Below are 22,642 nucleotides of genomic sequence, written 5' to 3'. Positions count from 1 at the left end.
CACCTCATTGGGATGTAAGAGAGGGCGGGCGGCGCAGCAAGCCGTGCACCGGACCGAAGACCACGGACAGCAAATACCCGCCGCCCGCCACCAGCACGATGGCCGGGCCGCTGGGCAGTGAGTAGTAGAACGACAGCAACAAACCGAACCACACCGACAGGCATCCCAGCACCGCCGATACTGCAATCAACACCGGCAGGCGCCGGCTCCAGAAGCGTGAAGCAATCGCCGGCAACATCATCAAACCCACCACCATCAACGCGCCGATGGCCTGGAAACCGATCACCAGGTTCAGCACCACCAAGGTCAGAAATAACCCATGAGCGAGTGGGCCGAGGCGGCTGACGGTTTGCAGGAACAGTGGGTCCAGGGTGTCGAGCAGCAACGGTTTGTAGATCAGCGCCATGGCGGTCAGGCTGAAACCGGAGACCCAGAGCATGCCGGTGAGGGTGGTTTCATCCACGGCCAACGCGGAGCCGAACAGCAGGTGCAGCAAGTCCAGACGCTTGCCCGCGATGCCGAGAATCAGCACGCCGGCGGCGAGGGAGATCGGGTAGATGGCGGCAAGGCTGGCGTCTTCACGCAGGCCGGTGCGGCGGGTGATCCACGCGGATAAACCGGCCATGCTCAGGCCGGCACCGAGGCCGCCGATGGTCAGCGCGGGCAGGCTGAGCCCGGCAAACCAGAAGCCCAGCGCGGCGCCGGGCAGGATGCCGTGAGCCACCGCGTCGCCGATCAGGCTCATGCGCCGCAGGATCAGAAACACACCCAGCGGCGCGGTGCTGCAGGCGAGTACAAGCCCGCCGATGAGTGCGCGGCGCATGAACACGAAGTCGAAAAAGGGCATCCACAGGTGGGCGGCAAAGTGCATCAGGCCACCTGCATTTGGGGTTGGGGGCGGATCAGCTCTTTGCTGGGGCCGAACACGCAGCCGGTGCTTTTGATCTGCACCACGTGCTGGGTGTGGTGGCGCACCGAGGCCAGGTCGTGACAGACGACGATGATCGTGCGGCCTTGGTCGTGCCAGGCGTGAATGTGTTTCCAGCACAGCGCCTGTCCGTCTTCATCGAGGGCGGCGTGGGGTTCGTCGAGTAACAACACGGGCGTTTCGGCCAGGCTCATACGGGCAAGCAGGGCGCGTTGCAGTTCGCCGCCGGACAAGGCCATCAGCGGGCGATGTTCCAGCCCACTGAGGCACCAGTCCTCCAGCACCGCCTGCAGACGTTCGTTGCGTTGGGCTGGCGTGAGTTGTGTGCCCCAGAAGCCGGCGGCGACCAGCTCTTGCAGGCTGATGGGGAACTGGCGATCCAAGTGCTGCTGCTGCGGCAGAAACGACAGGCCACCCCGGCGCGGAACCTCCACGCTGACCTTGCCCGCCAGCGGTTTTTGCAAACCGGCGATCACTTTGAGCAGGCTGCTTTTACCGGTGCCGTTGGCGCCGATGATGCCGGTGAGGCTGCCTTTTTCCAGGGTCAAATCCAGTGCCGGGGTGAGCGGTTGCCCAGGTGCACCCCAGCGCAAAGCGTTACAGGTGATCATGCAGAGTCTCTCGTCCAGCGGCTTTCAGCCACGGCATCGTGCGCGTGCAGGCTTTCGGCGTGGATCACTTTCAGGTGGAAGGCTTTGACGGCATCCGAGCGTTTCAAGGCGAGGTTGAGACGGCGTGCGGCGTCTTCACAGAACATCAGGTTCTGCCCGTTGGCCAGGGCGAAGGCTTGTTCGTCCGCACGTTTCACCGCGGTTTGCACGGCGGTACCGAGCGCGGCTTCGACGTCATCGATCAGGTCGGTGAGCGGCAAGGTGGACTGATTGGCGTCCAGCTCAATGGAGAGTTGTGCGCTGCTGCGTTGGCTGTGGGGCGTGGCGACGATGCCGTGGGCGCTGCCGAGCCAGGTCAGTACGTCTTCGTGTTGCAGCGGCGTGTTGGCAAAATCTTCAAGAAATTGCTGCTGAATCAATTGCCTGGCGAGCGCAGCGGAGCAGGGGCAGGTTGAGGAATAGGTAACGTCAATTTTTAGTTCCACGTGGAACATCTGGTTTTCCAGACGTGCCTCGATGCACACGGGGTAGCCTTTCCAGCCAGCCAATGGGCTGACCAATGCGGGGCGTTTGAGCAGCAAATCCGTGTGAATTCGTAGGTAGGCGTTCTTAGATAATCCTTCATGACTCTCAAGAAAGCGCTGCAGTACATTACGCAGAAGTGCAGGCGTAAGAAGCTGCTGGTCGAGCATTTCCAGGGCCAGGTACAGGCGCGACATATGAATGCCGCGGGCCTCGCCGTCGTCCAGGCTAACGCCTGCATCGGCGGTGGCAGTCAGGCGTTGGCCGTCGATGAGAATGGGTAAGGCGATGCCGCACATGCCTACCCAGTCGAGCGGCAAGGTTTGGCGTGAAGCCTGCGCGGCGATATCCGGCAGAGTCAGCGCATTCATGAGCAGGTCCATCGTTGGAAATAAAAAGACATGTTATATTATAACTATTGAGTCGACGATGATTTTTCTGCTCCAGCCTTTCTTCAGTCATGTCGAGCAGGGACGCTCCTCTATTCGCGGTATATATCATGCACAGACGCCAGCTCCTCAACCTGCTGCTGGTCAGCCCTCTGTTCTCCTTTCCATTGGGGGCTTTTGCCACGCAGATTCGCAATGCGCGCCTGTGGCGCTCCGACGACAAACTGCGGCTGGTGTTCGACCTCAGCGGCCCGGTGCAATACAAGACCTTTTCCCTGACCTCACCGGAGCGCTTGATCATCGACCTGAGCGGCGCCGGGCTCAGCGGCGATTTCTCGCAGTTGGCCTTGAAGAACAGCGGAATCACTTCGATCCGCTCCGGGCATTTTGGCAAAGGTGATACGCGCATCGTGCTGGACCTGGCCGCACCGATGCAGGTCAACAGCTTCTTGTTGCCGCCGCAGGATGGCCAAGGTCATCGCCTGGTACTCGACCTGAGCAGCGCCACCCAAGCGCCGCGCCAGATCGCCGCGCAGCCGCAGCCTCTGGTGGCGCCGGTGGACAAGGCGCATCCCAAGCGCGACATCATCGTAGTGGTCGATCCCGGCCACGGTGGCAAAGACCCAGGCGCAATCGGTTCCAAGGGCCAGCGCGAAAAGGACGTGGTGTTGTCCATCGCCCAATTGCTGGCCAAACGCTTGAAGCGTGAAAAAGGCTTTGACGTGAAACTGGTGCGCAACGATGACTTCTTCGTACCGCTGCGCAAGCGCGTGGACATCGCCCGTCAGCACAAGGCGGATATGTTTATCTCGGTGCACGCCGACGCCGCGCCACGGCTCACGGCCTCCGGGGCGTCGGTGTATGCGTTGTCTGAAGGCGGCGCAACCTCCGCCACGGCGCGCTTCATGGCGCAGCGTGAAAATGGTGCGGACTTGCTGGGTGCCACCACCTTGCTCAATCTCAAGGACAAGGACCCGATGCTGGCCGGGGTGATTCTCGACATGTCGATGAACGCCACCATCGCCTCCAGCCTGCAGCTGGGCAGCTCGGTGTTGGGCAGCCTGCAAAACATCACCACGCTGCACCAGAAGCGCGTGGAGCAGGCAGGGTTTGCGGTGCTCAAGTCACCGGATGTGCCGTCGATCCTGGTCGAGACCGGGTTCATTTCCAACACCCAGGACGCTCAGCGGCTGGTCACTGCGCGCCATCAACAGGCGGTGGCGGATGGGCTTTTCGAAGGCTTGAAAAAGTACTTCGAGAAGAACCCGCCGATGAACAGCTACATGGCGTGGGTTCAGGAGCAGAAGAACGGCCAAGTCTAGCAGCCGGTAATACGGCTGCACGTGAACTTCGCACGGGTGCCGCCTGAGCTGGAAAACCGGTTGATGGTGGTCCAGCCCACGCGGCGCGTGTAGCCGACCCACGCCTCACCATCGGACGCCAACCCGGTAAAGAACGTCAGCTGCCCATAGCGGCTGTTGGTCTGTGCCCAGTAGCGTTTGCCGATCACCTCGAAACCGCGCAAATACGTGGTGCTGCCGGCAGCCGCCACGCTGTAGGCATTCCCCAGCGGATCCACGCAAGCCAGCAGGTTGGCGCTGCGCACGCAGTTAGCCGCCAGGCTCGGCGTTTGTGCGCAGGCAGGTCCTGCCACTGCCAATAACAGGGCGCACAGCAGATATTTCATAAGGTTTCTCGGGGGCTGGAACGGGCTCAAGCATTGCGCCCTTCGCCGTGACGAGCAAGGAGATTGGCTTATTTGTGTTGTTATACTATAACATAAAAACACAGCCTGACCCGTGAACTGCTTTCCATGACTGAACAAGACCTCCTTGCCCAATCGCCCAACGATTACATGAATGAAGCCCAGCAAGGCTTCTTCCGCGAGCTGCTGCTGGGCCAGCGTTTTGAACTGCAAGCGCGCATCGAAGCCGAGTTCCTGGTGCTGCGCGAGCAGGAAACCAACAGCGACCCCGCCGATGTGGGCAGCGCCGAAGAACAGCGCCAATGGCAACTGCGCCTGCTGGAGCGCGAAAAAAAGCTGCTGGACAAGATCGACGACGCGCTTGAACTGCTGGCCCGTGGCGAATACGGCTGGTGCCGTGAAACCGGCGACCCCATTGGCCTGAAACGCCTGCTGCTGCGGCCCACAGCGACCCTGAGTATCGAAGCCAAAGAACGTGAAGAGCTGCGCGAACGCCATCAACGGGCGATTTGACCGGCCAACCCTGATGAGGAACACCTGATGCCCAATCGTCTCCCCGTTACCGTGTTGTCCGGCTTTCTCGGCGCCGGCAAAAGCACGCTGCTCAACTACGTCCTGCGCAATCGCGACAATTTGCGGGTGGCGGTGATCGTCAACGACATGAGCGAAATCAACATCGACGGCAGCGAGGTGCAGCGCGACGTCACCCTCAACCGCTCCGAAGAAAAACTGGTAGAGATGAGCAACGGCTGCATCTGCTGCACCTTGCGTGAAGACTTGCTGGAAGAAGTCGGAAAACTCGCCAAGGACGGTCGGTTCGATTACCTGTTGATCGAATCCACCGGCATTTCCGAGCCGTTACCCGTGGCCGAGACCTTCACCTTCCGCGACGAAAACGAGCAAAGCCTGGCCGATATCGCGCGCCTGGACACTATGGTCACCGTGGTCGACGGCATGAACTTCCTGCTCGACTACCAGGCCGCCGAAAGCCTGGCCTCACGCGGTGAAACCCTGGGAGAGGAGGACGAACGCTCAATCACTGACCTGCTGATTGAGCAGATCGAATTTGCTGACGTAATCCTGATCAGCAAGATCGACCTGATCAGCAGCCGTGAGCGCGAGGAACTGATGGCGATTCTCGAACGCCTCAACGCTCAGGCCGAAATTATCCCGATGGTCATGGGCGAAGTGCCGCTGAACAAAATCCTCAACACCGGCCGCTTCGACTTCGAGCGCGCCGCCCAGGCGCCGGGTTGGTTACAGGAACTGCGCGGTGAACATGTGCCGGAAACCGAAGAATACGGCATCGCCTCCACGGCTTATCGCGCGCGCCGACCGTTTCATCCTCAGCGTTTTTTCGACTTTATCGACCGCCCGTGGGTGAACGGCAAACTGCTGCGCTCCAAGGGCTTTTTCTGGCTGGCCAGCAAGCATCAGGATGCCGGCAGTTGGTCCCAGGCTGGCGGGCTGATGCGCCATGGTTTTGCCGGGCGTTGGTGGCGTTTTGTGCCGAAAAGCCAATGGCCGCAGGATCAAGAAAGCGTGGCGGCGATCATGGCCAACTGGCAGCTGAGTACCGGTGATTGCCGCCAGGAATTGGTGTTCATCGGGCAAAACATCGACTTCAACCAGATGCGTACCGAACTGGACGCCTGCTTGCTCACCGATGAAGAAATGGCCGTTGGCGTTGAAGGTTGGCGCCTGCTGGCTGACCCCTTTGGCCCCTGGCTCGAGCAGGTCGCCTGATGCTGGCCCCGGTTATCCCGTTGCGCCCCGTGATCCGCCAAACGCGTGGTGAAACCCCGCTGGCGCTGGCTGACATTTTGGAAGACGGGGTGAACCTGGCGGTTTGGCAGCGTCAACTGCCGCTGCATATCGCCGAATTCGGTGCCCTGCTGGTGGCGCTCAATGAGCCGCTGGCCGATTCCAGGGTAATTGAGCTCAACAACGAAGACGCTGTACCGAACTTGCAGGGTTTGGCGTCCAGTTGCCGTGATCTTGAAGGCTACGAAGGCTTTATTGCCGATGTGTCCTGGTTGGTCAGCGCGTTCGCCTGTTTGCTGGGCGCCAAACGCATTGGCGTGCGCTTGCGGCTGCTGGACAAGGCCATGTGCCCGCGTTTTCACGTTGACCACGTGCCGGTGCGACTGATCACCACCTACGCCGGCATTGGCAGCCAGTGGTTGCGCGAAGGTGGGATGGACCGCCGTAAGCTGGCCCAGTCGGACGCGCAACCCACCGAGCGCATCGAGCAGATCCTCTGTGGCGAAGTCGCCATGCTCAAGGGCACCCAATGGCATGGCAACGAAGCTCACGGCTTGATTCATCGCTCGCCTGCACTCAAGGCTGATGAACGACGGTTGATCCTGACGCTGGATTGGCTCGCATAACCGGGTAGGATCAAGCTCTCTACACGGTCTGAATGATGCCACTGATGCTGCAGAACATTCCCACCCACGTAATTGCCGGGCCGTTGGGCGCCGGCAAGACCAGCCTGATCAAACACCTGCTGGCCCAACGCCCGGCCAACGAGCGCTGGGCCGTGTTGATCAACGAGTTCGGGCAGATCGGTCTGGACGCTGCCTTGCTCACTCAGGATGACGACGGCATTGCTTTGGGCGAGGTGGCAGGCGGCTGCCTGTGTTGTGTGAATGGTGCACCGTTCCAGGTAGGCCTGGGCCGCCTGCTGCGTAAGGCCAAGCCGGATCGGCTGTTTATCGAACCCTCGGGCCTGGGCCACCCTGCGCAGTTGCTCAAGCAACTGCGGCAGGCGCCGTGGCAGGATGTGCTGGCGGTTCAGCCGTGCGTACTGGTGCTGGATGCCCAGGCGCTGGCGGCGGGTAAACCCTTGCCTGATGCGCAACGCGAGACGCTGGCCAGTGCCGGGCTGTTGGTGTTGAACAAGGATGAGGCGCTGAATGCCGCACAGCGCCAGGCCATTGAACAGCAATTACCCGACTGCCCGCTTTACTGGACGCGCCAGGCGCACGTGCCGCTTGACCTGTTGCCCGGCTTGAGCGCGCAAGGCCGCACTGCTGTGGATAACGTCGAAGTGCCCAAAGGCTTAGCGCAGATGCCGGCCCTCTGGACCGATCCGACGCTGCCAATCTGCCTCAGCCAGGCTCAAGAAGGCGGCTGGAGCATCGGCTGGCGCTGGCACCCTAGTCAGCAATTCGACACCGTGCGCCTGCACCGCTGGCTGACAAGTCTGGTGTGGCGCCGCGCCAAACTGGTTATCCACAGCCCTGAAGGTTGGCTCAGCGCCAACGCTGTGGATAACGGCGCACTCCTCTGGCAACCGAGTGAATGGCGCCGTGACTCACGTATTGAATTGATCTTCAGTCAGCCACAGGACGTGGCTGCATTGCAGGACGCCGTGGCCGCCTGCCGTCAGTGACGGTTCTTGCTGGCGTGGTCCTGGCGCCATTGGCTCAGCTCGATCACTTCAGCGCTGGGCAACGGCGTTTTGATCTCGAACGGGTAGGGCGCCAGTTCGATCTGCGCGCTGTGAGCACCAAACTGAGTGATCGTCCCGGGATGGCGTGCTTCGCCGGTCACGGTAAACTCAAAATTGTAGATGCGCGCCAGACGTCGCCGACCCTTGGCGTCCCTCACAAAACCGATGCGTTTCAACGCCACCGCGCCATCGAGCAGCTCGATATCGAGCTTGGCGCAATGCTGCTTGACCCGCTCCAGCGCCCGCTCGCGCAGGCCGTGGTTATGCCAGACCCAGGCGGCGCCGGTCGCCAGCAGCATCAACACAAAGATGTTTCCCAGGGTCAGCATGCGATGAACTCCAACAAAGTGAGAGCAGCTTAACTGTGTCTCTGGTCTGTCGTACAGGCCGTGTTTAGTCGCATACTGCGCGGCCAGAATTTCAATGGCTTTACGGAAATCTCCCGCATGAAACGCACACCTCATCTGCTTGCGATCCAGTCTCATGTGGTTTTTGGCCACGCGGGAAACAGCGCCGCCGTGTTCCCCATGCAGCGGGTCGGGGTGAATGTCTGGCCGCTCAACACGGTGCAGTTCTCCAATCACACTCAATATGGTCAGTGGGCCGGCGAAGTGTTGGCGCCGCAGCAGATTCCGGCGCTGGTGGAAGGGATTGCCGCAATTGGCGAGTTGGGTAACTGCGATGCAGTGCTGTCCGGCTACCTCGGCAGCGCAGCCCAAGGCCGTGCGATTTTGACCGGCGTGGCGCGCATCAAGGCCATCAACCCCAAGGCCTTGTACTTGTGCGACCCGGTGATGGGCCACCCGGAAAAGGGTTGCATCGTGCCCCAGGAAGTCAGCGATTTCCTGTTGGACGAAGCGGCAGCGATGGCGGATTTCCTTTGCCCCAACCAACTGGAGCTGGACAGCTTTGCCGGGCGCAAGCCGCAATCGCTGTTCGATTGCCTGGGCATGGCCAAGGCGCTGCTGGCGCGCGGGCCCAAGGCCGTGCTGGTCAAGCACCTGGATTATCCGGGCAAGCTGCCGGACGGTTTTGAGATGCTGTTGGTGACTGCCGATGGCAGCTGGCACTTGCGTCGGCCACTGCTGGCGTTCCCGCGTCAGCCGGTGGGCGTGGGCGACCTGACGTCGGGGCTGTTCCTGGCGCGGGTGCTGCTGGGTGACAGCCTGCTGGCAGCCTTCGAATTCACCGCCGCCGCGGTGCATGAAGTGCTGCTGGAAACTCAGGCTTGCGCCAGCTACGAGCTGGAACTGGTCCGCGCCCAGGACCGCATCGCCCATCCTCGCGTGCGCTTCGAAGCCACACCGATCGGTCTGTAACCCCACAACACCCAATGTGGGAGCGGGCAAGCCCGCTCCCACATTTTGATCTGGTTTGCAGCTCGGGTCTTACGGCCCGTCAGCCTTGATTTCCTGATAGCGCTTTTCCAGCTCCTGGCGAATCTGCCGGCGCTGCTGCGCCTGCACGAACCGGCGCTTGTCTTCGCTGTTGTGCGGCTGCAGTGGCGGCACGGCGGCGGGTTTGCGCTGGTCGTCCACGGCCACCATGGTGAAGAAGCAGCTATTGGTATGGCGCACCGAGCGCTCGCGGATGTTCTCGGTCACCACCTTGATGCCCACTTCCATCGACGTATTGCCGGTGTAGTTGACCGAGGCGAGGAAGGTCACCAGCTCACCGACATGGATCGGTTCGCGAAAAATCACCTGGTCCACCGACAAGGTCACTACATAGCGACCGGCATAACGGCTCGCACAGGCGTAGGCCACTTCGTCGAGGTACTTGAGCAGGGTGCCGCCGTGAACATTGCCTGAGAAGTTGGCCATGTCAGGGGTCATCAGTACCGTCATCGACAGCTGGGCGTTTCCGGGTTCCATAGCACACTCACGGGTTGTAGGCATCGGTTGGGGTGGCACCTCTGCGGGTGCTGAAATCTTTGCAGCGCCATCCCTAACGGGACGCCGGTGGGCGTCTTGCCGTCACGCCTGCACCGATCTGTTTCCATATATTGCACCGGCTTTCTGCCGGAAGTCGCGGTGTTAACCTTCAAAAGCCCGTCTCAGGGCATTTCTTACGATTAAGGCCGACTTTTCCTTCCGCTTATTGCGACCGTTCATAGGCGCCGGTGGAAGTGGGAAAAGCGCCAGTACCTTCAAGGAGCCCCTCGCCATGCACGCCATCAGCTTTATCCAGGACTTGGCCGTGATCATGCTGGTGGCAGGGGTTGTCACCATCCTGTTTCACCGCCTCAAGCAACCGGTGGTGTTGGGGTATATCGTCGCCGGGTTCATCATCGGCCCTCACACGCCACCGTTCGGCCTGATCCACGATGAAGACACCATCAAGACCCTCGCCGAGCTGGGGGTGATCTTCCTGATGTTTTGCCTGGGCCTGGAGTTCAGCCTGCGCAAACTGTTCAAGGTCGGCGCCACGGCGTTTATCGCCGCATTCCTCGAGATCATCCTGATGATCTGGATCGGCTACGAAATCGGCCGCTGGTTCGATTGGAACACCATGGACTCGCTGTTCCTCGGCGCGATCCTGGCGATCTCCTCAACCACCATCATCGTCAAGGCGCTCAACGACCTGAAGATGAAAAACCAGCGCTTTGCCCAGCTGATTTTCGGCGTGCTGATCGTAGAAGACATCCTCGGTATCGGCATCATCGCCTTGCTGTCGAGCATCGCCGTCAGCGGCACGGTCAGCTCCGGCGAGGTGTTTTCCACCGTCGGCAAACTCTCGCTGTTCATGATCGTCGCACTGGTGATCGGCATTCTGCTGGTGCCGCGCCTGCTGGCCTATGTGGCCAAGTTCGACAGTAACGAGATGCTGCTGATCACTGTGCTCGGCCTGTGTTTCGGCTTCTGCCTGCTGGTGGTGAAGCTCGAATACAGCATGGTGCTGGGGGCATTCCTGATCGGCGCGATCATGGCCGAGTCCCGTCAGTTGATTAAGATCGAACGCCTGATCGAGCCGGTTCGCGACATGTTCAGCGCGATCTTCTTTGTCGCGATTGGCTTGATGATCGACCCACAGATCCTGCTGCAATACGCCTGGCCCATCGCGGTCATCACCGTGGCGGTGGTGCTGGGCAAAATGTTGTCTTGTGGCCTGGGGGCGTTTATCGCTGGCAACGACGGCCGCACCTCACTGCGCGTAGGCATGGGGCTGTCACAGATTGGAGAGTTTTCCTTCATCATCGCCGCATTGGGGATGACCTTGCAGGTGACCAGCGACTTCCTCTACCCGGTGGCCGTGGCGGTGTCGGCGATCACCACGCTGCTCACGCCGTACCTGATTCGCGGTGCCGACCCGTTGTCGTTGAAGATTGCGGCAGTGATGCCCAAGCGCATGAGCCGGGTGTTCGGTATGTATGGCGAATGGTTGCGCAGCATCCAGCCTCAGGGCGAGGGCGCAATGCTGGCGTCGATGATTCGCAAGATCATCCTGCAAGTGGGAGTAAACCTGGCGCTGGTGGTGGCGATCTTTTTTGCCGGCAGCTTTTTTGCGGCGCGCATCGGCGGGTATCTGGAGGGCTGGATCAGTGACCCAAGCTGGCAGAAGGCATTGATCTGGGGCGGGGCGTTGCTGTTGTCGCTGCCGTTTTTGATTGCGGCGTATCGCAAGCTCAAGGCGCTGTCGATGTTGCTGGCAGAGATGAGCGTCAAGCCGGAAATGGCCGGAAGGCATACCCAGCGCGTACGACGAGTGATCGCCGAACTGATCCCCATCCTGTCGCTGCTGGTGATTTTCCTGCTGCTGGCAGCCTTGTCGGCCAGTATTTTGCCAACCAACAAGTTGCTGGTGCTGATCGCCGTTGTGGCAGCAGCGGTGGCGGCGGTGCTCTGGCGGTGGTTCATCCGCGTGCATACTCGGATGCAGGTTGCCTTGCTGGAGACCCTGGATAACCACAAAGACACGCCGGAGCACTAAGCCGAGCGGCGCATTCTTGTGGCGAGCGAGCTTGCTCGCGTTGGGCTGCGCAGCAGCCCTAAAACCGCCACATTGCAACATCTGAAAGAACGCGTCGCCCTGGTTGGGGCCGCTTCGCAGCCCAGCGCGAGCAAGCGCCCTTGCCACAGAAGCTTTGCGGAATCAGCTTTCCAGCCAGACGTCCCGCGCCCAGTGCCACACCGATTCCCAGGTTTCTTCGGTAACCAGTTCTTCTTCGCCGGACCACAGCACCACGGTGCCGTCTTCTTCGACGCAGTAGTAGTCGTCACCGTCCTGGCAGATCGGGATCATGCTGCGGTCAACACCGGCATCCCAGGCGTTGGCGGCAACGTCCGGCAGGTAGGTGTGGGACTGCGGGTCGGTAACCGTCACCGGCTCCAGGCTGCCATACACCACGTCGCTAACGGTGAGCAGGAATTCGCGGAAGACAAACGGGATGTCGATGAACAGTTGTTCTTCGATTTCCACAATTTGGTCTTCGTCAGGCAGTTCCAGAGGAACCGGGACCGGTTCGTTGGCTTCACGCAATTGTTCGATGATTTCTTCCACGGCCGGGATCCTCTTGCTAGTTGGCGCGGTTAATAGGGCGTTTTATACAGTAGCTCGCTATAAGTGCAACCGCGAAATAGAAAACCCCGGAACATGTCCGGGGTTTTTATTACCAAGTGCTCAAGCGTGCGGTTATCAGCCGTTCTGGCGGATACCGGCGACCAGCCAAGGCTGGTTGTCGCCCTGGGCGCGTTCCATGTTCCAGCTTTCGCTGAACACTTCGCCCTGGTCGAAACGCGAGGTCTTCGACACGCCGCTGAAGGTCAGGGTGGCGATGGTCTTGTCGGCGCGATCATCCACACCTTCCAGTTGTACGCGCAGGTCGTCGATGTAGGTCGACTGGAAACCGTCGCCCAGGTCGGCACGTTCGCGCTTGAGGAATTCAAGCAGTTGTGGGGTCACGAACTCGGAGATCTTGTCCATTTCGTTGGCGTCCCAGTGCTGTTGCAGGGACTGGAAGTGGCTGCGGGCCGCTTCGACGAAACGCTCTTCGTTGAACCAGGCCGGTGCATTGATTACCGGACGGGCGGCAGCAGGTGCACCCGAACCACCAAAGATCGAACCCATGGCTGGTTTTTGCTCGAATACTTCACGCTGCATCGGCGCGCCGGCTGGAGCCATGTGCTCCTGCTGCTTGCGGCGACGGGCGGCGATGAAGCGGAAGATCAGGAAGGCGATGACCGCCATGATCAGGATGTCGAAGATCTGCATGCCCTGGAAGCCGCCGCCCATGAACATGGACGCAAGCAGGCCACCGGCGGCGATACCGGCCAGAGGGCCTAACCAGCGCGAAGCACCGCCGGCCTTGGCAGCCGCGCCAGCGGCACCGGCTGCACCTGCAGTTGCCGCAGCACCGCCGGCACCGGCGGAAGGAGCCATTTGGCTGGTCTGGTGAGTCGGTGCCGAGCCCATGCTTTTGCCGCCACCGAAGCGCTTGGCGTTGGCGTCGAGGCTCATCGTCAGGCCGATGCACAACGCCATGGCGATGCTAAGAAAACGTTTCATAAAGGGAATTCCCATTTGTGGATTGCACGCGCGCCATGTTGCACAGGTGTCGTGACAGTGGCTAGCGGCATAATGTTTCGGGCTTTTACGTAAGACCAATTCCGAAGGGTCTGTAGGACTAGTTACAGATATTGGCCCGAGCGGGCGAAAAACAAGGGAGGGGCACGATTCTTCACATTGCAGGCGCCCGGCTAGCCGGGCGCCTGACAGTGAGCATGCAGTGTTTCAGATCGCTTCGAGCTTGGCGTAACCCATCATCAGCCACTTGCTGCCTTCGGCGAAATTCACCTGCACCCGCGCCTGGGCACCCGCGCCTTCGAAGTTGAGGATCACGCCTTCGCCGAACACCGAATGCCTGACCTGCTGACCAAGGCTGAACTGGGTTTCCGGAATCTCGGAGCCGGCAAACAGGGTGCTGGAATTTTGCTGCTGGCCGCCGCCGAACGGGCGGCTGACGCTGTTGGACAGGCGCACTTCCTGGATCAGTCCCTTCGGCACTTCACGCACGAAGCGCGACACCTTGTTGTAGGTCTCGCTGCCGTACAGGCGTCGGGTTTCGGCGTAGGTCATCACCAGGTTCTGCATGGCACGGGTGATGCCCACGTAAGCCAGGCGGCGCTCTTCCTCAAGGCGGCCGGGCTCTTCCAGGCTCATCTTGTGCGGGAACAGGCCTTCTTCCATGCCCACCAGGAACACATACGGGAACTCCAGGCCCTTGGCACTGTGCAAGGTCATCAGCTGGATGCTGTCTTCATGCTCATCGGCCTGGGTATCACCGGCTTCCAGCGACGCATGCCCGAGGAAGGCGGCAAGCGGCGTCAGCTCTTCATCGTCATCGGTGTTTTCGAACGCGCGGGCGGCGCTGACCAGTTCTTCAAGGTTTTCTACCCGCGCCTGGCCCTTCTCGCCTTTTTCCGCTTCGTGATAGGCGATCAGGCCCGATTGCTCAATCACGGTCTGGGTCATCAAATGCAGCGGCATTTCCGCGCATTTGGCGGCCAGGTTCTCGATCAGCTCGACGAACACACCCAAGGCACCGGCAGCGCGGCCGGTCAGGCCTTTATTGGCGATCAGCAAGCGCATGGCTTCCCACATCGACACATCGGCGTGGCGTGCGTGGTCGCGGATGGCCTCGACGGTTTTCTCGCCGATGCCACGCGCCGGAACATTGATCACCCGCTCCAGCGCCGCATCGTTGCCACGGCCTTCCAGCAAGCGCAGGTACGCCATGGCGTTCTTGATTTCCGCACGCTCGAAGAAGCGTTGGCCGCCATAGATGCGGTACGGAATACGTTCGCGCAGCAGGGCTTCTTCCAATACCCGCGATTGGGCGTTGGAGCGGTACAAGATGGCGATATCGTTACGCGCCAGCCCGGTTTTCAGCGCGCTTTCGATGGTTTCCACCACATAACGCGCTTCATCGTGCTCGTTGAACGCGGCGTACAGGTTGATCGCTTCGCCTTCGCCGCCGTCGGTCCACAGCTCTTTGCCCATGCGCCCGGTGTTATTGGCGATCAGTGCGTTGGCAGCCTTGAGGATGCCGGCGGTGGAGCGGTAATTCTGCTCCAGACGGATAGTGATCGCGTCCGGAAAGTCGTCGGAATACTGGTAGATGTTCTCGATTTTCGCGCCACGCCAGCCGTAGATCGACTGGTCGTCATCGCCCACCACCATCAGGCTGTCGCCGCCTTTGGCCAGCAAGCGCAACCAGGCGTACTGCACGGCGTTGGTGTCCTGGAACTCGTCCACCAAGATATGCCGGAAGCGCTTCTGGTAATGCGCCAGCAAGCCTGGGTTGTCGCGCCACAGGTCGAGGGCGCGCAGCAGCAGCTCGGAGAAGTCGATCACGCCGGCACGCACGCAGGCGGCCTCGTAGGCTTCATAAATGCTGCGCATGGTGGCCAGGAACAAATCGCCACTGGCCTGGATATGTTGCGGGCGCAGGCCTTCGTCTTTCTGGCCGTTGATAAACCATTGCGCCTGACGCGCGGGCCAGCGCTGTTCGTCCAGGCCCAGCTCGCGGATCACGCGCTTGACCAGGCGTTGCTGGTCATCGCTGTCGAGGATCTGGAAGGTCTGGCTCAGCCCCGCTTCCTGCCAATGCGCCCGCAACAAGCGGTGCGCCAGGCCGTGGAAGGTGCCCACCCACATGCCGGCCGGGCTGATACCCATCAACTGCTCGATGCGGTGGCGCATCTCGGCAGCCGCCTTGTTGGTGAAGGTCACCGACAGGATGGAATGCGGGGACGCGTTTTCAACCTGGATCAACCAGGCGATACGGTGCACCAGCACTCGGGTTTTACCGGAGCCAGCACCGGCCAGGACCAACTGACGGCCAACGGGGGCTGCTACGGCCTGGCGTTGGGCATCGTTGAGGGAGTTCAGCAAAAGGGAGAGATCATCGCGCATCGGCGCATTCTAGGGTGCCCGCGGGAGTGGGGCAAATCCCAATGCCGGGTGGTCACTCGAAAACGTCGGGCGTGTTTGGAGCCGGACAAACATTCTGGCGGGGCTGATGACCGGTCGGTCATAGGCCACAGCCCGCGCAGCACCTCGCTCAAGCTGTCTGGCTCCGAGTTTTGCGGCGGATTATCGCGCGGTTTTTATGACTTGGAGCAGTTTGGCCCAAGCGTTTGCTTGTGTATGCTCCGTGCACGTTTCGGGCTCACCATTATAAGAACACTGCCTATGACTCTCAGTCCTGACCTGTTCGGCCCCTCGGCGGCGCCTGCGCAGATCATTCGTAAACGTTACGCAACCGAGATGGCGGTCGAACGCACTCGCCTGCTGTACCAGGGCTCATTGCTGCCGACTTTATTGATGTTGGTGAACGGCCTGGTCTGCGCCTGGTTGCTGTGGAACCCCAAGCAATATCTGTTGGACAGCGTGTGGCTGGTCTGGCTGCTCGCCCTGGTGGCCTTGCGCGTGATCCAAGTCGCCGCGTTTGATTCGGCCATGCCCAGCCGCCAGGCCCAACCGATCTGGCGGCGCATGTTCATGCTCGGCTCGGCGGTCAGTGGCCTGACGTTAGCCACCGCCGCCATTGCGCTGGTGCCGGCGGACAGCTTCATGCAGCAGGCCTGGGTGTTCGGCCTGATCGGTGCGGCAACGCTGTCGGCCAGCGTCGCTTACGCGGTGAGCCTGCCCGCATTCCTGTCCTTTGCCGTGCCGTGTCTGGTACCGGCCATCCTCTATCTGTTTTGGAACGGCACGGCGCAGCAGCAAGGTTGGGGCGTGCTTGGTCTGATCCTGCTGGGTTCTCTGAGCCTGGTGGCGTGGCAGGTCAACCGCCTGATCCAGCGTGGCCTGCTGCGACGCTTTCAGAACCAGGCGCTGATCGAGCATTTACAGCAGGCGCAGCAGCGCAGCGAGCAGTTGAATCAGGAGCTGGTGCGCGAAGTCGAGCAGCGCCGCCAGGTCGAACAGGACCTGCGCGAGGCCCAGATCGGTCTGCAAGACCGCGTGGCGCAACGCAACCAGGAACTGGACGCCGCCAGCCTGGCCCTGAATAAAAGTGAAGCGCGCCTGGCCATGGCGCTGCAGGCCAGCGAACTGGGGCTGTGGGACTGGAACCTGCAAACCGACGAAGTCCATCACACTCAGCTCAAAGAGTTGTTCGGCCTGGAACCTGAATACGTCACAGCAATGCTCAGCCACCTCAAGCCGCGGCTGCACCCCGACGACTTGCCGCTGCTCAAGCGCGCACTGGTGGAGCATCTCAAAGGCCGTACCGAGGACTATCAGGTTGAATACCGCGTGCGCCACGGCGACGGTCACTGGGTCTGGATCGAAGACCGCGGCCGCGCCGTGGAGCGCTCGCCCAGTGGGCGGGTAACGCGCATGCTCGGCACCCGCCGCGACATCAGCGCCGGCAAGGCCCTGGAAGAACAGCAGCGGCTGGCCTCGACCGTGTTCGAGGCGGCCAGCGAAGGCATCGTGATTCTTGACCCGAACTATGCGCTGATCGCCGTCAACCAGGCTTTCAGCCGTGTCACCGGCTTTGAAATCGACGACATGCTCGGCCGCAACGTCGTGGAACTGCCCAGCAGCCGCGACGCCCGCCGTCATTTTCCGGTGATCCGCCAGGCTCTGCTCAGCCACGGTACCTGGCAGGGCGAGCTGGTCGAAACACGCAAGAATGGCGAACTGTATCCCCAATGGCTGCAACTGAACGTGGTGCGCGATGTTCGCGGAAATGTCAGCCACATTGTGGGCTTCTTCGCCGATCTGTCGGCGCGGCGTGAGTCTGAGGAGCGCATGCGCTACCTCACGCACTATGACGAGTTGACGGGCCTGGCCAACCGTTCGCTGTTCCGCGAGCGACTGCGCGAAGCCCATGCGCGTGTGCGGCAGGGCGGGCGTAGCCTGGCGTTGCTGCATATCAACCTGGACCGCTTCAAGTTGCTGAACGACAGCCTGGGCCATGAAGTCGCCGACCAGCTGTTACAGAAAATGGCGCGTCGCCTGATCAACGCGTTGCCCGAGGCTGACACCATTGCGCGCCTGTCCGGCGATGAGTTCGCCGTGCTGTTCGACGCCTACGGCAACCTGTCGAGCCTGGCGCGAGTGGCCACGCGGCTGCTGGCAAAGCTGCGGGTGCCGGTGACGGTAGACGGGCATGAGTTGGTGGTCAGCGCCTCAATGGGTGTCAGCTTGCTGCCGGACAATGCGCGGGAAATTTCCGCGTTGGTCAGTCAGTCGAACATGGCCATGCAACATGCCAAGCACTTGGGCGGCAATAACTTCCAGTTCTACACCGACAGCCTGCAAGCCAGCACGCTTGAGCGTTTGCAGCTGGAGAACCACTTGCGCAAGGCCATCGACGAACGCCAGCTCACGGTGTTCTATCAGCCGAAACTGTGCCTGGCCACGGGCAAGCTGAACGCCGCCGAGGCGCTGATTCGCTGGGAGCATCCGCAGTGGGGCATGGTGCCGCCGGGGGATTTTATTGGCCTGGCCGAAGAAACAGGCCTGATCGTGCCGCTGGGCGAGTTTGTCCTACGCCAAGCCTGTTGGCAGGCGTGTGAATGGCAGCGCCAGGGGTTGGCGCCGATTCGGGTGTCGGTGAACCTTTCCGTGCACCAGTTGCGCCAGGGCAAGTTGGTCAGCCTGGTGCGCCAGGTGCTCGAAGAAACCGGCCTTGACCCGCAATACCTCGAATTGGAGCTGACCGAGAGCCAGTTGCTCGACAGCGTCGAGCACATCATTGCCACCTTCCAGCAACTGCGCGACCTGGGCGTGAAGCTGGCCATTGACGACTTTGGCACCGGCTACTCGTCCCTCAGCTACCTCAAGCGCATTCCCGTGGATTACGTGAAGATCGATCAGACGTTCATTCGCGGCCTGGGCCAAGGCCGTGAGGACGCTGCGATTACGCGTGCAATCATCGCCATGGCCCATGGGCTGGCGCTCAAGGTGGTGGCCGAAGGCGTGGAAGATCAGCAGCAGCTGGATTTCCTGCGAGGGGAGCGCTGTGACGAGGTGCAGGGCTATCTGATCAGTCGGCCGGTGGAGGCCGAGGGGCTGGCAGATTTGTTACGCAAAAATGCAGACTTTCCTTAAAGACGGCCAGCCCGCCTGTGTGGCTACACGGCGGCTGCCCGCTGATTCAAAGGGCATCAGGGCGATTTAGTGATGCATCGGACGGGCAAAACGGCAATTCTTGTAGTATAACTACAAGCTTGCTACATCCCTGGCGCCTGCCAATAACAAGAGTCCTGCCCTTTGAACCTGTTGCAACATATCGCCCAGTCGCGCCACCTGTTACGCAAATCGGAACTCAAGGTTGCCGATCACGTGCTGCTTGACCCTGCGGCCGTGATGCACAGTTCCATGGCCGACCTGGCCCACAGCGTGGGCATCAGTGAGCCGACCATCGTGCGTTTTTGCCGCGCCATCGGTTGCTCCGGGTTTCAGGACTTGAAACTCAAGCTGGCCCAGAGCCTGGCGGCGGGTGCGAGCTTTGGGCAATTTGCGATTCATGAAGACGATTCCGTCGCCGACTACAGCCTGAAAATCTTCGACACCACCTTGCACACCCTGATGGAAGTGCGAGAAAAGCTCGACCCGGTGGAGTTGCAGAAGGCCGTGACCGCAATGTCCCAGGCCCAGCGCGTCGAATTTTACGGCTTCGGTGCGTCGGGCGCCGTTGCTGCGGACGCCCAGCACAAATTCTTCCGCCTGCTGCTCACCGCAGCGGCTTACAGCGATCCGCACATGCAGGCGATGTCGGCGGTCACGCTGAAGCCGACGGATGTGGCGATCTGCATCTCCCAGTCCGGTCGCTCCAAAGACTTGCTGATCACCGCCAACCTGGTGCGTGAAAGCGGCGCGACGCTGATCACGCTGTGCCCAAGCCAGACGCCATTGGCAGAGCTGTCGACGGTCAACCTGGCGATCGACGTGCACGAAGACACCGAAATCTATACCCCGCTGACCTCGCGCATCGCCCACCTGGTGGTGATCGACGTGCTGGCGATGGGCGTGGCCATGGCGCGCGGCCCGAGCCTGGTCAACCACCTCAAGAGCGTGAAGCGCAGCTTGCGCAGCCTGCGTCTCTCGCCAAAATCGGTCAAAGCCCTCGACGACTGATTCAGGATCGCACCCGGTCCAAATGTGGGAGCTGGCTTGCCTGCGATAGCGTCATCTCGGTTTAACTGAAAAACCGCAGTGCCTGCATCGCAGGCACGCCAGCTCCCACAGGGAATCTCCTTCAATTTCGGAATATTCATCGTCCTGTAACCCCCACGCCGCCAAACCGTCATCCGCCGCGCCCATCCTGAACTCCCCGTACTCGCATTGGGAGACTCAACATGGCCCGGCAATACGAAGACAGCAGCACCGTCAAAACCCGTCGTCAGCAAGAAGACCAGCGCCGCATGGCGTTTCGTCGCGCAATCGAAGACCGTTGCGAAGAGCGCCAATTGCTCCAGAGCATCACGGACTACCCTGAACTCCACTGGCAGGCACCCGCGGCTGCCCAGCGAAACGCTCAGCCAACGCGCTGATCTGCACCCGCTCGCTGCGGATAAAGCCCAGGAACGCATGGGCCACCGGTGACAGGCGCTTGGCCTTGGCCTGCACCAGGCACCAACTGCGGTACAGCGGCAGTTCTTCCACCGGCAGCTCCTTGAGCCCGCCGGTGGCCAGTTCCAGGTTGATCGCGTGGCGCGTCAGCAGCGCCACGCCCAACCCCGCGCTCACGCATTCACGCTGCGCCTCGGCCGAGGCCACTTCCACTGTTTGGGTGAAATGCACGCGCTTTTCCTTGAAGTACTCCTCGCAGGCCAATCGCGTGCCGGAACCCGGCTCGCGCACCAGCAGCGTGTAAGGTTCCAGGTCCTGCAGGCGCAGCGGACCTTGAAGGCTCAAGGGGTGGTCGAGCGGCGCCACGGCGACAATCGGGTTGTTCAGGAACGGCAGAAATTCCAGGCCCATGTCCTGCGGCACCATGGACATGATCACCAAGTCATCACGGTTGTCTGAAAGCCTTCGAATCACCTGGGCACGATTGACGACTGTCAGGTGCAACTGCACCTCGGGGTGCTGGCGCTTGAAGGCGGCAAACAGGTGCGGCACGAAGTATTTGGCACTGGATTCGATCGCCAGCTTCAGCTGGCCCTGCAGCGAGCCCTGCATGTCCGACAGCTGCATATCGAGGTTTTCCAGGCGCCCGAAAATATCCCGGCTGGCGCGTTGCAAGGCTTCGGCGGCCTCGGTCATGTAGAGCTTTTTGCCGACGTAATCGAACAACGGCTGGCCGATCAGCTCTTCCAGCTGACGAATTTGTAGGCTTACGGCCGGTTGTGTGAGGGACATTTCCTCGGCGGCACGGCTGTAGGAGCGCAAATCACAGACTTCGTTGAAAATCTGCAACTGGCGTAATGTCATACGCATCAATGACTTACGCATTATTTGAGTCCTCTCGCCCCAGGCCGTTCGGCCAACTATAAGTGTTTACTTATACACAACCCAATAATTATTGATTTTTGTTAATCCTCCGTTGCGCCTAGTGTGTGTCTCGCGACTGTCATGAAACATTTGGTCACGCGCCGACTCGGAGCCAACCGGTCGAAGACGCAGCAAACGGCTCAAGGGAATTTCCAAGTGATAAAAAAGATCCTGATCGCCAACCGTGGTGAGATTGCCGTACGAATCGTGCGTGCCTGCGCCGAGATGGGCATTCGCTCGGTCGCGGTGTACTCGGACGCCGACCGCCACGCGTTGCACGTCAAACGTGCCGACGAAGCCCACAGCATTGGTGCCGAACCTCTGGCCGGCTACCTGAACCCGCGCAAGCTGGTGAACCTGGCCGTGGAAACCGGCTGTGATGCGCTGCACCCCGGCTACGGTTTCCTGTCGGAAAACGCCGAACTGGCAGACATCTGCGCCGAACGCGGGATCAAATTCATCGGCCCGTCCGCTGAAGTGATTCGCCGCATGGGCGACAAGACCGAAGCGCGCCGCAGCATGATCAAGGCCGGTGTGCCGGTTACCCCAGGCACCGAAGGCAACGTTGCCGACATCGCCGAAGCCCTCACCGAAGGCGACCGCATTGGTTACCCGGTGATGCTCAAGGCCACCTCCGGTGGCGGCGGGCGTGGTATTCGTCGTTGCAACAGCCGCGAAGAACTTGAACAAGCCTTCCCTCGCGTCATTTCCGAAGCCACCAAGGCCTTCGGTTCGGCGGAAGTGTTCCTGGAAAAATGCATCGTCAATCCCAAGCACATTGAAGCGCAGATCCTCGGTGACAGCTTTGGCAACGTGGTGCACCTGTTCGAGCGTGATTGCTCGATCCAACGCCGCAACCAGAAGCTCATCGAAATCGCCCCCAGCCCGCAGCTGACCCCTGAACAGCGCGCCTACATCGGCGACCTGTCGGTGCGTGCCGCCAAGGCCGTGGGTTACGAGAACGCCGGCACCGTGGAGTTCCTGCTCGCCGAGGGCGAGGTGTACTTCATGGAGATGAACACCCGCGTGCAGGTGGAACACACCATCACCGAGGAAATCACCGGCATCGACATCGTGCGTGAGCAGATCCGCATCGCCTCGGGCCTGCCGCTGTCGGTAAAACAGGAAGACATCCAGCACCGTGGTTTCGCGTTGCAGTTCCGCATCAACGCCGAAGACCCGAAAAACAACTTCCTGCCCAGCTTCGGCAAGATCACCCGTTACTACGCGCCCGGCGGCCCCGGCGTGCGTACCGACACGGCGATCTACACCGGCTACACCATCCCGCCGTTCTACGACTCCATGTGCCTGAAGCTGGTGGTGTGGGCGTTGACCTGGGAAGAAGCCATGGACCGCGGCCTGCGTGCCCTGGACGACATGCGCCTGCAAGGCGTGAAGACCACCGCCGCTTATTACCAGGAAATCCTGCGTAACCCGGAATTCCGCAGCGGCCAGTTCAACACCAGTTTTGTGGAAAGCCATCCTGAGCTGACCAACTACTCGATCAAGCGCAAACCCGAAGAGCTGGCCCTGGCCATCGCCGCCGCCATCGCCGCCCACGCAGGCCTGTGAGGA

At 61.0% G+C, this 22,642-nt stretch carries 21 protein-coding genes; 11 read left to right on the top strand and 10 right to left on the bottom strand.

Annotated features, from left to right (window positions below):
- Positions 1–4: 4 nt before the first annotated feature.
- Genes L8K08_RS27040 through folE2 form a run of 3 tightly spaced genes read right to left on the bottom strand, consistent with a single transcriptional unit; the run spans position 5 to position 2,432 of the window.
- The gene (locus tag L8K08_RS27040; protein WP_242201248.1) at positions 5–871 is read right to left on the bottom strand and encodes a metal ABC transporter permease; all 867 of its coding nucleotides are present in this window, start codon (positions 869–871) and stop codon (positions 5–7) included.
- Complete coding sequence (locus L8K08_RS27035) at positions 871–1,539, bottom strand: ATP-binding cassette domain-containing protein (RefSeq protein ID WP_242201246.1); 669 nt, start codon at positions 1,537–1,539, stop codon at positions 871–873. Before L8K08_RS27035 ends, L8K08_RS27040 begins: the two co-directional genes overlap by 1 nt.
- Positions 1,536–2,432: a GTP cyclohydrolase FolE2 gene (gene folE2 / locus L8K08_RS27030; protein WP_242201244.1), complete on the bottom strand. Its 897-nt coding sequence runs from the start codon at positions 2,430–2,432 to the stop codon at positions 1,536–1,538. The genes L8K08_RS27035 and folE2 overlap by 4 nt, the downstream gene beginning before the upstream one ends.
- Before the next feature lie 128 nt (positions 2,433–2,560).
- Here folE2 and L8K08_RS27025 point away from each other — a divergent pair, with 128 nt between their 5' ends.
- Entirely contained in the window at positions 2,561–3,772 is a 1,212-nt protein-coding gene (locus L8K08_RS27025; RefSeq protein ID WP_242201241.1) for an N-acetylmuramoyl-L-alanine amidase, read from the top strand.
- Here the strand turns inward: L8K08_RS27025 and L8K08_RS27020 are convergent.
- On the bottom strand, positions 3,769–4,137 hold the full coding sequence (locus L8K08_RS27020; protein ID WP_242201239.1) for a glutamine synthetase: 369 nt from the start codon (positions 4,135–4,137) through the stop codon (positions 3,769–3,771). The genes L8K08_RS27025 and L8K08_RS27020 overlap by 4 nt on opposite strands.
- Positions 4,138–4,263: 126 nt before the next feature.
- Between L8K08_RS27020 and dksA the strand changes: the two genes are divergently transcribed.
- The 4 genes from dksA to L8K08_RS27000 are packed head-to-tail and all read left to right on the top strand — an operon-like array spanning position 4,264 to position 7,552.
- Positions 4,264–4,668, top strand: coding sequence for an RNA polymerase-binding protein DksA (dksA, locus tag L8K08_RS27015; protein ID WP_145158317.1), 405 nt, complete (start codon positions 4,264–4,266; stop codon positions 4,666–4,668).
- Positions 4,669–4,695: 27 nt separating this feature from the next.
- Complete coding sequence (zigA, locus tag L8K08_RS27010; RefSeq protein WP_242201237.1) at positions 4,696–5,901, top strand: zinc metallochaperone GTPase ZigA; 1,206 nt, start codon at positions 4,696–4,698, stop codon at positions 5,899–5,901.
- Positions 5,901–6,545: a DUF1826 domain-containing protein gene (locus L8K08_RS27005; RefSeq protein WP_242201234.1), complete on the top strand. Its 645-nt coding sequence runs from the start codon at positions 5,901–5,903 to the stop codon at positions 6,543–6,545. The genes zigA and L8K08_RS27005 overlap by 1 nt, the downstream gene beginning before the upstream one ends.
- Positions 6,546–6,589: 44 nt before the next feature.
- A complete protein-coding gene (locus tag L8K08_RS27000) occupies positions 6,590–7,552 on the top strand; it encodes a CobW family GTP-binding protein (RefSeq protein WP_242201231.1) in 963 nt (320 codons plus the stop codon).
- Here L8K08_RS27000 and L8K08_RS26995 read toward each other — a convergent pair.
- Complete coding sequence (locus L8K08_RS26995) at positions 7,546–7,941, bottom strand: DUF3301 domain-containing protein (RefSeq protein ID WP_145158305.1); 396 nt, start codon at positions 7,939–7,941, stop codon at positions 7,546–7,548. The genes L8K08_RS27000 and L8K08_RS26995 overlap by 7 nt on opposite strands.
- A gap of 117 nt (positions 7,942–8,058) precedes the next feature.
- Here L8K08_RS26995 and pdxY point away from each other — a divergent pair, with 117 nt between their 5' ends.
- Positions 8,059–8,931, top strand: a complete 873-nt coding sequence (gene pdxY, locus L8K08_RS26990; RefSeq protein ID WP_106575928.1) for a pyridoxal kinase PdxY — start codon at positions 8,059–8,061, stop codon at positions 8,929–8,931.
- A 69-nt stretch (positions 8,932–9,000) separates the two neighbouring features.
- Here pdxY and L8K08_RS26985 read toward each other — a convergent pair whose 3' ends face one another.
- Positions 9,001–9,486: an acyl-CoA thioesterase gene (locus L8K08_RS26985; protein WP_076013223.1), complete on the bottom strand. Its 486-nt coding sequence runs from the start codon at positions 9,484–9,486 to the stop codon at positions 9,001–9,003.
- Positions 9,487–9,778: 292 nt separating this feature from the next.
- On the opposite strand from L8K08_RS26985, the gene L8K08_RS26980 reads away from it, so the two are divergent.
- Positions 9,779–11,542, top strand: coding sequence for a cation:proton antiporter (locus tag L8K08_RS26980; protein ID WP_145158302.1), 1,764 nt, complete (start codon positions 9,779–9,781; stop codon positions 11,540–11,542).
- Positions 11,543–11,704: 162 nt separating this feature from the next.
- Here L8K08_RS26980 and L8K08_RS26975 read toward each other — a convergent pair whose 3' ends face one another.
- The 3 genes from L8K08_RS26975 to uvrD all read right to left on the bottom strand — a co-directional run bounded on the left by L8K08_RS26975 (position 11,705) and on the right by uvrD (position 15,526).
- Positions 11,705–12,112: an SMI1/KNR4 family protein gene (locus L8K08_RS26975; RefSeq protein WP_017135771.1), complete on the bottom strand. Its 408-nt coding sequence runs from the start codon at positions 12,110–12,112 to the stop codon at positions 11,705–11,707.
- 135 nt (positions 12,113–12,247) lie between these two features.
- Positions 12,248–13,117, bottom strand: coding sequence for a Tim44 domain-containing protein (locus L8K08_RS26970; protein ID WP_242201229.1), 870 nt, complete (start codon positions 13,115–13,117; stop codon positions 12,248–12,250).
- A gap of 225 nt (positions 13,118–13,342) precedes the next feature.
- Positions 13,343–15,526: a DNA helicase II gene (uvrD, locus tag L8K08_RS26965; RefSeq protein ID WP_242201227.1), complete on the bottom strand. Its 2,184-nt coding sequence runs from the start codon at positions 15,524–15,526 to the stop codon at positions 13,343–13,345.
- A gap of 279 nt (positions 15,527–15,805) precedes the next feature.
- Between uvrD and L8K08_RS26960 the strand changes: the two genes are divergently transcribed.
- The 3 genes from L8K08_RS26960 to L8K08_RS26950 all read left to right on the top strand — a co-directional run bounded on the left by L8K08_RS26960 (position 15,806) and on the right by L8K08_RS26950 (position 20,124).
- The gene (locus tag L8K08_RS26960; protein ID WP_242201224.1) at positions 15,806–18,679 is read left to right on the top strand and encodes a GGDEF domain-containing phosphodiesterase; all 2,874 of its coding nucleotides are present in this window, start codon (positions 15,806–15,808) and stop codon (positions 18,677–18,679) included.
- Between the two features lie 162 nt (positions 18,680–18,841).
- Entirely contained in the window at positions 18,842–19,708 is an 867-nt protein-coding gene (hexR, locus tag L8K08_RS26955; protein ID WP_010168370.1) for a transcriptional regulator HexR, read from the top strand.
- Positions 19,709–19,929: 221 nt separating this feature from the next.
- Positions 19,930–20,124: a hypothetical protein gene (locus L8K08_RS26950; RefSeq protein ID WP_145158291.1), complete on the top strand. Its 195-nt coding sequence runs from the start codon at positions 19,930–19,932 to the stop codon at positions 20,122–20,124.
- On the opposite strand, the gene L8K08_RS26945 is transcribed toward L8K08_RS26950, so the two are convergent.
- Entirely contained in the window at positions 20,054–21,028 is a 975-nt protein-coding gene (locus L8K08_RS26945) for a LysR family transcriptional regulator (protein ID WP_145158288.1), read from the bottom strand. The genes L8K08_RS26950 and L8K08_RS26945 overlap by 71 nt on opposite strands.
- Before the next feature lie 195 nt (positions 21,029–21,223).
- On the opposite strand from L8K08_RS26945, the gene L8K08_RS26940 reads away from it, so the two are divergent.
- Positions 21,224–22,639 carry an acetyl-CoA carboxylase biotin carboxylase subunit gene (locus L8K08_RS26940; RefSeq protein ID WP_003213442.1) on the top strand — a complete coding sequence of 472 codons (1,416 nt, stop codon included), beginning with the start codon at positions 21,224–21,226 and terminating at the stop codon, positions 22,637–22,639.
- Positions 22,640–22,642 lie beyond the last annotated feature (3 nt).

This window comes from Pseudomonas sp. TREG-RG-20F-10-E-6-01 (assembly GCF_022662455.1).
GTDB lineage: Bacteria > Pseudomonadota > Gammaproteobacteria > Pseudomonadales > Pseudomonadaceae > Aquipseudomonas.
Note: the sequence above shows the minus strand (reverse complement) of the source record. Positions and strands in the feature narration are given on the sequence as shown.

What these genes read in the sequence shown, in the direction of transcription:
- L8K08_RS27040 (WP_242201248.1), bottom strand. Translation starts at nt 871, where the DNA reads ATGCACTTTGCCGCCCACCTGTGGATGCCCTTTTTCGACTTCGTGTTC.
- L8K08_RS27035 (WP_242201246.1), bottom strand. Translation starts at nt 1,539, where the DNA reads ATGATCACCTGTAACGCTTTGCGCTGGGGTGCACCTGGGCAACCGCTC.
- folE2 (WP_242201244.1), bottom strand. Translation starts at nt 2,432, where the DNA reads ATGAATGCGCTGACTCTGCCGGATATCGCCGCGCAGGCTTCACGCCAA.
- L8K08_RS27025 (WP_242201241.1), top strand. Translation starts at nt 2,561, where the DNA reads ATGCACAGACGCCAGCTCCTCAACCTGCTGCTGGTCAGCCCTCTGTTC.
- L8K08_RS27020 (WP_242201239.1), bottom strand. Translation starts at nt 4,137, where the DNA reads ATGAAATATCTGCTGTGCGCCCTGTTATTGGCAGTGGCAGGACCTGCC.
- dksA (WP_145158317.1), top strand. Translation starts at nt 4,264, where the DNA reads ATGACTGAACAAGACCTCCTTGCCCAATCGCCCAACGATTACATGAAT.
- zigA (WP_242201237.1), top strand. Translation starts at nt 4,696, where the DNA reads ATGCCCAATCGTCTCCCCGTTACCGTGTTGTCCGGCTTTCTCGGCGCC.
- L8K08_RS27005 (WP_242201234.1), top strand. Translation starts at nt 5,901, where the DNA reads ATGCTGGCCCCGGTTATCCCGTTGCGCCCCGTGATCCGCCAAACGCGT.
- L8K08_RS27000 (WP_242201231.1), top strand. Translation starts at nt 6,590, where the DNA reads ATGCTGCAGAACATTCCCACCCACGTAATTGCCGGGCCGTTGGGCGCC.
- L8K08_RS26995 (WP_145158305.1), bottom strand. Translation starts at nt 7,941, where the DNA reads ATGCTGACCCTGGGAAACATCTTTGTGTTGATGCTGCTGGCGACCGGC.
- pdxY (WP_106575928.1), top strand. Translation starts at nt 8,059, where the DNA reads ATGAAACGCACACCTCATCTGCTTGCGATCCAGTCTCATGTGGTTTTT.
- L8K08_RS26985 (WP_076013223.1), bottom strand. Translation starts at nt 9,486, where the DNA reads ATGGAACCCGGAAACGCCCAGCTGTCGATGACGGTACTGATGACCCCT.
- L8K08_RS26980 (WP_145158302.1), top strand. Translation starts at nt 9,779, where the DNA reads ATGCACGCCATCAGCTTTATCCAGGACTTGGCCGTGATCATGCTGGTG.
- L8K08_RS26970 (WP_242201229.1), bottom strand. Translation starts at nt 13,117, where the DNA reads ATGAAACGTTTTCTTAGCATCGCCATGGCGTTGTGCATCGGCCTGACG.
- uvrD (WP_242201227.1), bottom strand. Translation starts at nt 15,526, where the DNA reads ATGCGCGATGATCTCTCCCTTTTGCTGAACTCCCTCAACGATGCCCAA.
- L8K08_RS26960 (WP_242201224.1), top strand. Translation starts at nt 15,806, where the DNA reads ATGACTCTCAGTCCTGACCTGTTCGGCCCCTCGGCGGCGCCTGCGCAG.
- L8K08_RS26950 (WP_145158291.1), top strand. Translation starts at nt 19,930, where the DNA reads ATGGCCCGGCAATACGAAGACAGCAGCACCGTCAAAACCCGTCGTCAG.
- L8K08_RS26945 (WP_145158288.1), bottom strand. Translation starts at nt 21,028, where the DNA reads ATGCGTAAGTCATTGATGCGTATGACATTACGCCAGTTGCAGATTTTC.